Below are 7126 nucleotides of genomic sequence, written 5' to 3'. Positions count from 1 at the left end.
GTTAAGCTGAATAGCTCAATTTCAAAGCTGACGAGATTTTGCAATCTCTTAATTGTGGTCACTTGCGTGACCGTGCTTCTTCACTCGTTGTTCAGTTTTCAAAGAACAATTTCTTTCGTTTTCCTCGTCGTCCGTTTAGCGGCGACTTTTATAATATATCACATTCGAGCTAATCAATGCAAGCTTTTTTTTCGAATCTTTTCTTGCTTGTCTCACAGATGACCGTGTTCGAAAGTGAACCGTTTTTAGCGGCGAAAGTTAATTTATCATAGAATCCGCAACAAAGTCAAGCAGAAAAAAAGAATCGGAACAAAGTCCAATTCTTGAAGGGGTTGCATCATTGTAGTGGTGTATATTGCAGCTCTAGTTCAGAAAATTCCTCATCGATAGGAACCGCAATTTCTTTGATCAAGCCTTTTTTCACTAGCTTATTCAGTAAAAGCGGTAGATCCACTCTCACTTCTACTAATTGAGGATGCTGCTGCAGTTCATCGGAACTCAAAGGATGATCACTTTCAGCCAATAGTTGAATGAGCGCCTCGCAGCATCGTTCCATTTTGGACATAACCGAGAATTCACACGCAAGAAGAACGAGTTGGACTCTTTGCTTTAACGTTTCTTTACTCGTCGTCAGTTCTTCGTAGAGTTTATAGACACCCGGATTGATAGCGCGGATTTGCCTCCAAACTGTAATTTCAGGATGGTATCCGTCTTCAATGATGACGATACGGGCCCAGTGGTGCAGTGCTTCTAATATGTTGTTGTATGCATCTAGTAAATGTTCATCAAGAATGTATTCTTTACTTTGTGAATATTTGCGAAGAAACAGGGAGAACTCAACAAGAAGCTTGTGTTCCCTTAGATCAACTGGAAATTCAAGCATTCTGTGGCGAAGTCCTTCCAAGTATGTGTTATGATCCAGAAGTATCTCCCCTTTTAGCAACCAGTGAATGATATTCCGATTAACTCCATGGCGAATCCATTGCTCAAGCGATGACGGGTCAATCCATCTTTCTTGTATCCTAGAATCGTCTCTTATATAATTAGTAGCATGATTGTTCAGGCTCAGGTCGTTCGTAATGATAAGAAGCAGTGTATCGAAACCGTCTGTCAGCGCGGGAAGCTGCCTTGGATTTTCAACCGCCATGACACTGATAACTTTTTGGTCATTCCGGAACTTAAGCAAAACCTGCTCTTTATCGATTCCCATGGGTATCAGAAGCTCCTGTCTTGAATTGTTTATTCATTATTTTATATTTCTACATGGTAGAGAGAGTTTCCTGCTGATTTTCACTGATTTCTGTGACAAATCATACAAAAACCTACTAGATCGCTTAGGGAGGAACAAATCAAATGCGTTTGAAATCAAGTAAAGTAAATGAATTCCGCTTATGGGGTCTGGCGATGACGATGGGCGGTATGCTTCTTATGATCATTGGACTTGCCGGTATCGTGTTTGATTGGGGTAAGGCCGGAAGAATTATGGCTGTTATCTTTATGATTATTGGTATGATCAGCATGATGATCAGTATGGGTATTTACTTCTGGGCAGGCATGCTGTCGACAACAGCCACTGTACTCGATTGTCCGGAGTGCGGCCGAAGAACAAAAATGTTAGGTAAAACCGACCGCTGCATGTTCTGTAAAACGATCTTGACGGTTGACCCGCAATATAAACCAGCAGATGAGAGCGAGAATCCCGCCGCTCATACTCACCAGCTTGAACCGAACAGAGACCATGAACATAAGCCTCATTGAGCAAGAACGAAAAAAGCCGATCCATCGCAGATCGGCTTTTCGTTCTTTTAGTTATTTTTTTCTAACGTATCTTGAATGACTTTCCAAATGTTCGGCTGCTCGAATCCTCTTCTCCAGGAAGCGACGCCAGCCAGATCATATTTATTAACAAGCTCGATTCTCGATTTCATGGACGTCTCGTCTTCCAGCCATATGCGCATAAGCTTCTCGCCCTCTTTGTATTCGACGTAGTTCTGTCCGGCTTCCGGGGAGAATGCTGGTTTCAGTTTTTTGTCTTTGATTATCTTTTGGGCAGCTTCCATGGTTAATGTTTTCGAGCTTACGGTTGTCTTCCCGCCCTTCACTTCTTCTGTCCATTGGCGCGTATAGAATGGTACCCCAAGGACAAGCTTATTAGGTGGAATCTTATCTACATTAAGCAACTGGGTGACTGATTTCTCTGTCCAAGCCAGCGAAGAGACAGAACCTGATTTAGGACTTGAAGCCCAATATTCATCGTAGGCCATTACCATCATGTAGTCCACGACTTTAGCAAGAGCGGGTCTATCGTAGAACATCGACCACATTTCGTTTGTCGATTTCGGAGTTACGTCAATTGATACGGCAAGCCCCTGAGCATGCATAAACGGCGTCATTTCGCGAACGAATTGGACGAGGTTTTCTTTATCTTTGAGGTACACGTTTTCAAAATCGATGTTAAAGCCTTGCAGTTTGTAGGTTTGAGCAAAGCCAAGAAGCTGCTTAATGATTTCTATACGACGATCATAGGTCGACAATGCCTGTGAGGTACGATCCGGCTCGAAGCCATTGCTAATGATCGGCCAAACCTGGTACCCCCTGTCTTGTGCCCACTTGACATAAGCTGCATCAGCTAAGTTCTTTACGCGGCCTTCTCCGTCAGATAAGGAAAACCATGTTGGACTGATGACATGCAAACCAGGCATATCGCCAATTTTGGACGTATCCGGATTCTTGGTAATCACATGTTCCCAAGTCATGTTAAGCTTGCCGCCGGGTGGCTTCCATGGCACATAAGCAGATATCTCATCTTGAACAGGAATGGTTTCCTCATGATCCTGAGCGATGTCAGCCTTGCGCACGTAGCCGATAGGACCGCTTTCCATCTGTACCTTATACCATTCCGCTTCTTCGCTTAGAATCATTACTTGCTCGTTCAGAGCAAGCGAAGCAACTATAGGCGCTTTAATCGTCGCTTCAGTTCGGACTTGAGCACCATCGGCGTTCATCTGTTTTCCCCACTTTAGCGTGTCACCTTGCTTGTGTATAATGATAGCTCCGGATTTTTCCGACTCTCGAATATCATATGGGTATAATTGCTTTAAGGGCTCAATGGGAACATAAATTACATTATCTTTTTTCTCTACAGGAAATGATAAGTTGATTGGCTTCTCGTTCATAAGAGCAGATAGCTCCGCTGTCTTAAAACGTAGAACCTTATCTTGAGTTGTAATGATGACGGAATCGCTTGCTTTTTCATATAGGATGGATGGATCAATCCATTCTTGAATAAGTTCAAGCGGAAGCTTAAGGCTTTCTTTTTCACCGATTGCACTTGCCCTGAAATAATCACCATGGTAAAACACAGGTTTCTTCAGTTCATGATAATCCGTTTCTACATGTAATCTGTTCGGTGCAAAGTGCTGCCAAAGGAAAAATGCCAATCCTGAAAACAAGCCTATTAAAATAATAATAAATAAGATCAGTAATCTTTTGAGCGACTTTCTACGACGCGGTTGGTGCTCTGTCGGCATTGGATGCAAATCTTCACTTCCTTTTTGGAGAATGCAAAAGAAAAAACGTGCTCTTTCCCTCTCTATTCAAGAAGGTCCGAACACGTTTCATTATACTACATAGATGTAGGCAATGAGGAATTCTGCTAAAGTTAATGCTTGGTAATCCCCGTACAATCCGCGCAAACGCCATAAACCTCTAATCGATGACCACGAACTTTAAAGCCAGTCTGATGAGCGGCTGTTTGTTCGACGTCGTGAAGAGGCGGGTATTCAAAATCCGTGATTTTGCCGCATACTTCACAAAGTGCGTGATAGTGATCGGTCATATCCGCATCAAACCGGCTTGAGCTATCTCCATAAGTGAGCTCGCGAACAAGCCCAGCTTCTATAAATACTTTGAGATTGTTATACACTGTTGCTACGCTCATGTTAGGAAACTTCGATTCAAGCGATTTATAAATGTCATCTGCGGTCGGATGAGTCATGGAATCCAGCAAAAAGGATAGAATGGCATGCCGCTGAGGGGTCATCCGAACACCGGTTGTTTTTAACTTGGCTAGCGCCTGTTCTAAATGTACTGTCATGATACTCACCACCTGATGTTAGTCGATAATGCTTTACATCATATTGTACGTTCGATAATCGACTTTTGTCAATGATGGCAGCCTTAGACAGAATGTTATTCCGATTTGTTTTTGCGCGATTCTAATAAAAACATAGCTAGACCTGCGACGATGAGTACGACGGACCCGATGTAGGAGCCCATAAGATCAAAGAGTCCTGTGAACCAGCGAGGTTTGGAACTTAACAGGAAGAACAATGTGCCAATGGTGATAAGCATAACACCGAGGTTGGTGCCGCGAAACAGCTTTTGCAACGGATCCTGCATGAAGCTGCCTGCAGCGCCATTTGCGAAGTCTCCTAATTCATTACGGCGGTTGACATTGTCCGTAGCCTGTAGAGCATCGAAGATGTTGTAAAAATAGATGACCGGTATAAACAAAGCGAAAAGCGTTATCATTGGAACATTAGCATCAGTTTCTTGGGAAGCCAATGTAGTGATGGTGAATATATCGAGTATGAGCAGCATCATGATGAACAAGCCGCGCTGCATAAGCCCAAGGTAGAAATGACCGGTTCCTGGCATGAGAAAAGAAAGCAGGCCTGCAACGAATTTGCGCTTTTTGGGAACTTGAAAGTAAGGTGCATAAGGCGGCATATTCCCGTAACTATGAGAGGAAGCTCGTGAGAAAGGGTCTTGCAGCAGATCATCTTGAGCGGGAAACTCAGGTATGCGGTGGCGGTGGTTGTCATTGGGCATGTTCAAGAAGATGCCTCCAATCTGTGTATATTTTAGGATTGTAAAAACTGGGAGAATTGCTGAATGTACGCTGTTAGCTGATTGATTCCTGTATCGATGTTCAAGATTTTGTTTACGATACCCGACTGGATCAAAAGAATGGTTGCAGCGGAAGCGATGAAACTGTTGACGACCTCACTTCTCAAACGCGGCTTTTTTCCAGTAAGGCTTGGATTGGATTCCTGTTCCAGAACGGAGCGCATGATACGATCTGTTATTGTGGATGACGGCTCCATCAGCGGCATTTCATCTAAAAGCTTATTTAGGGATTGCGTGAGCCGGGCTTCGTCTGGATGATTCAGTCTCATGCGGATTCACCTCCAACCATTTTTCCTTAAGCATCGCTTTGCCCCGATATAATCTTGTTTCTAGAGTTTTGACGGGCAATCCGGTTACCTCGGACATTTCTTGATACGAAAGCTGCTTATAATGAAACAAATACATGATCAATCTATACTTATCCGGCAGCTCCGAAAGCAAAGCTTGTATGCGCTGCTGATCATCCTTTAGCAAGGCGATTTCCTCGGGCTGCTCTGTGGCATCTGTCAGCCAGCCTTTCATTTTGTCGAGCAGGGCTACGTAAGGTTTACGCTTCTGGGAACGGCGATAGTCCGTAACGAGATTCGTCGCTAACCGGTACAGCCAAGTCGTAAACTTGGCATCTCCTCGAAAGTACGTGAGCGAGCGAAACAACTTCACGAACACCTCTTGGGTTAAGTCCTCGGCAGTTTCTTTATGCGCTACCATTCGGTATACGATCGTATAAATGTAACCTTTGTGTCGTTCCACCAAAACGCGATAGGCCTCAGAATGACCTTGACGGATCCGATCGATCAGCTGCTCATCCGTCAAATTGTCCATGCCTGACTTCCCCCTTTCTACTTGTTCTTAAGTTTAGACGCCGCCTGCAAGAATACCCCTTCAAACTTAGATATTTTTTTCAATGGTTACCCCAACGACACCGGATAATTTGCTGATCTCTTCAAGGATAGGGACAATAATGGCGGGCTTCGGTACCGTTACATAAAACGTAATGCGGATATACCCTGCCCCAACCTCACTGCTACCCGTCTGCTCCTCCATGGCAATTTTGCGAATATCCACATTCATCTTGCCTAATAGGGTCGTTATGAGACCTAGAGTACCGGGTTGATCGATGGCTTGGATGTTGATGATCCGAACTTTTTTCCCGCTAAAATATTTAAGTTCAACTTTGTTAAGAATCCAAAGGGAGATTAGAACCATGAAGCAGGCAAGAACCGCCGGATAATAAAAGCCAGCTCCTACGGCGAGGCCAATGCCGGCCACGACCCAAAGCGAAGCTGCCGTCGTAAGACCTGTAATGGATCTGCCATTAAACATGATCGTGCCGGCACCCAAGAAGCCGATTCCGCTGATGACTTGCGCTGCCAAACGAGACGGATCGATCCGTACGTTCACTTCATTTACAAAAGCACTAAACCCGTACATGGAAAGCAACATAATTAGAGCTGAGCCTACACAGACCAAAATGTGTGTGCGAAGCCCCGCGGCATGACTGCTCATTTCCCTTTCGAATCCAATTAATCCCCCTAATAGAAGCGCTAAAAGCAAGCGTATCGTTACATGCAGATGATCAATGATCCAAGGATTCGTCAATGAAATCGCTCCCTTACATGCGGTGATGAGATATTGTATCGCGCTAGGTATGGATATGAACCTGGCTCATTCAGGAGATAAGAGCTGTGCGGGCCTCTCGAAAGTAGTTAGGCTGACGCCAGGGGGAACGGTAAACACCCTGCGCTGCACGAAGCCGAAGCTTTCATACAATTGGATTGCAGGAGCATTAGCCGTACCGGTAGATACAATGAATCGGGAAGCACCGCTTTGCTGCTGCTCTTTAAGTATATATTGAAGTAATGAGCGGGCAATGCCGCGTCGGAAATATTTCGGATGCACCATCATCCGGCAGATCGTCACAATCGTTCCTTCAAGAGAAAAGGATATCGCACCAGCAAGAATATTAGATCCTTCTTCTTCAACATAATAGCCGTAAAAGGTTTCATCCGCTTCGCGTATCGAGGCAATACCGTCCTTCAATGGCGGGATGTCGTCGAAACCGATAAGTTCAGCCTCCACGCGGTAAGATGCGATTTGCAAGGAGAGCAGTATTAAAATTTCATCATTGGTTTGAAGAGAAAGCGGTCGAATAGTCAAGACGGATCCCCCTTTGTAAATGTGAAAAAGTGGTGTCCAATATTAGGATCACCACTTT

Annotated in this window: 9 protein-coding genes; 1 reads left to right on the top strand and 8 read right to left on the bottom strand. The window is 44.4% G+C overall.

Annotation, left to right across the window (positions count from 1 at the left end; genetic code table 11):
• Window positions 1–337: 337 nt before the first annotated feature.
• The gene (locus ICC18_RS29785; protein ID WP_188178056.1) at window positions 338–1210 is read right to left on the bottom strand and encodes a nucleotidyltransferase-like protein; all 873 of its coding nucleotides are present in this window, start codon (window positions 1208–1210) and stop codon (window positions 338–340) included.
• A gap of 143 nt (window positions 1211–1353) precedes the next feature.
• Between ICC18_RS29785 and ICC18_RS29780 the strand changes: the two genes are divergently transcribed.
• On the top strand, window positions 1354–1758 hold the full coding sequence (locus tag ICC18_RS29780) for a DUF2614 family zinc ribbon-containing protein (RefSeq protein ID WP_188178055.1): 405 nt from the start codon (window positions 1354–1356) through the stop codon (window positions 1756–1758).
• 47 nt (window positions 1759–1805) lie between these two features.
• Here ICC18_RS29780 and ICC18_RS29775 read toward each other — a convergent pair whose 3' ends face one another.
• The 7 genes from ICC18_RS29775 to ICC18_RS29745 form a co-directional block, all read right to left on the bottom strand.
• Complete coding sequence (locus tag ICC18_RS29775; RefSeq protein WP_188178062.1) at window positions 1806–3530, bottom strand: glycosyl hydrolase family 18 protein; 1725 nt, start codon at window positions 3528–3530, stop codon at window positions 1806–1808.
• A gap of 131 nt (window positions 3531–3661) precedes the next feature.
• On the bottom strand, window positions 3662–4096 hold the full coding sequence (gene perR, locus ICC18_RS29770) for a peroxide-responsive transcriptional repressor PerR (protein ID WP_188178054.1): 435 nt from the start codon (window positions 4094–4096) through the stop codon (window positions 3662–3664).
• A 95-nt stretch (window positions 4097–4191) separates the two neighbouring features.
• Window positions 4192–4833, bottom strand: coding sequence for a DUF6677 family protein (locus tag ICC18_RS29765; protein ID WP_312029626.1), 642 nt, complete (start codon window positions 4831–4833; stop codon window positions 4192–4194).
• Between the two features lie 32 nt (window positions 4834–4865).
• Window positions 4866–5180 carry a hypothetical protein gene (locus tag ICC18_RS29760; RefSeq protein WP_188178052.1) on the bottom strand — a complete coding sequence of 105 codons (315 nt, stop codon included), beginning with the start codon at window positions 5178–5180 and terminating at the stop codon, window positions 4866–4868.
• Window positions 5131–5733 carry an RNA polymerase sigma factor gene (locus ICC18_RS29755; RefSeq protein ID WP_188178051.1) on the bottom strand — a complete coding sequence of 201 codons (603 nt, stop codon included), beginning with the start codon at window positions 5731–5733 and terminating at the stop codon, window positions 5131–5133. Before ICC18_RS29755 ends, ICC18_RS29760 begins: the two co-directional genes overlap by 50 nt.
• 66 nt (window positions 5734–5799) lie before the next feature.
• Window positions 5800–6510 carry an MgtC/SapB family protein gene (locus ICC18_RS29750; protein WP_188178050.1) on the bottom strand — a complete coding sequence of 237 codons (711 nt, stop codon included), beginning with the start codon at window positions 6508–6510 and terminating at the stop codon, window positions 5800–5802.
• Window positions 6511–6576: 66 nt separating this feature from the next.
• Window positions 6577–7068 carry a GNAT family N-acetyltransferase gene (locus ICC18_RS29745; RefSeq protein WP_223192986.1) on the bottom strand — a complete coding sequence of 164 codons (492 nt, stop codon included), beginning with the start codon at window positions 7066–7068 and terminating at the stop codon, window positions 6577–6579.
• Window positions 7069–7126: the final 58 nt, after the last annotated feature.

This window comes from Paenibacillus sedimenti (assembly GCF_014534655.1).
In the GTDB taxonomy this organism is placed as follows: domain Bacteria; phylum Bacillota; class Bacilli; order Paenibacillales; family NBRC-103111; genus Paenibacillus_E; species Paenibacillus_E sedimenti.
Note: the sequence above shows the minus strand (reverse complement) of the source record. Positions and strands in the feature narration are given on the sequence as shown.

Excerpts from the sequence above, each read along its gene's own strand:
- ICC18_RS29780 (WP_188178055.1), top strand. The coding sequence starts at position 1,354 with ATGCGTTTGAAATCAAGTAAAGTAAATGAATTCCGCTTATGGGGTCTG.
- ICC18_RS29765 (WP_312029626.1), bottom strand. The coding sequence starts at position 4,833 with ATGCCCAATGACAACCACCGCCACCGCATACCTGAGTTTCCCGCTCAA.
- ICC18_RS29775 (WP_188178062.1), bottom strand. The coding sequence starts at position 3,530 with ATGCCGACAGAGCACCAACCGCGTCGTAGAAAGTCGCTCAAAAGATTA.
- perR (WP_188178054.1), bottom strand. The coding sequence starts at position 4,096 with ATGACAGTACATTTAGAACAGGCGCTAGCCAAGTTAAAAACAACCGGT.
- ICC18_RS29755 (WP_188178051.1), bottom strand. The coding sequence starts at position 5,733 with ATGGACAATTTGACGGATGAGCAGCTGATCGATCGGATCCGTCAAGGT.
- ICC18_RS29785 (WP_188178056.1), bottom strand. The coding sequence starts at position 1,210 with ATGGGAATCGATAAAGAGCAGGTTTTGCTTAAGTTCCGGAATGACCAA.
- ICC18_RS29760 (WP_188178052.1), bottom strand. The coding sequence starts at position 5,180 with ATGAGACTGAATCATCCAGACGAAGCCCGGCTCACGCAATCCCTAAAT.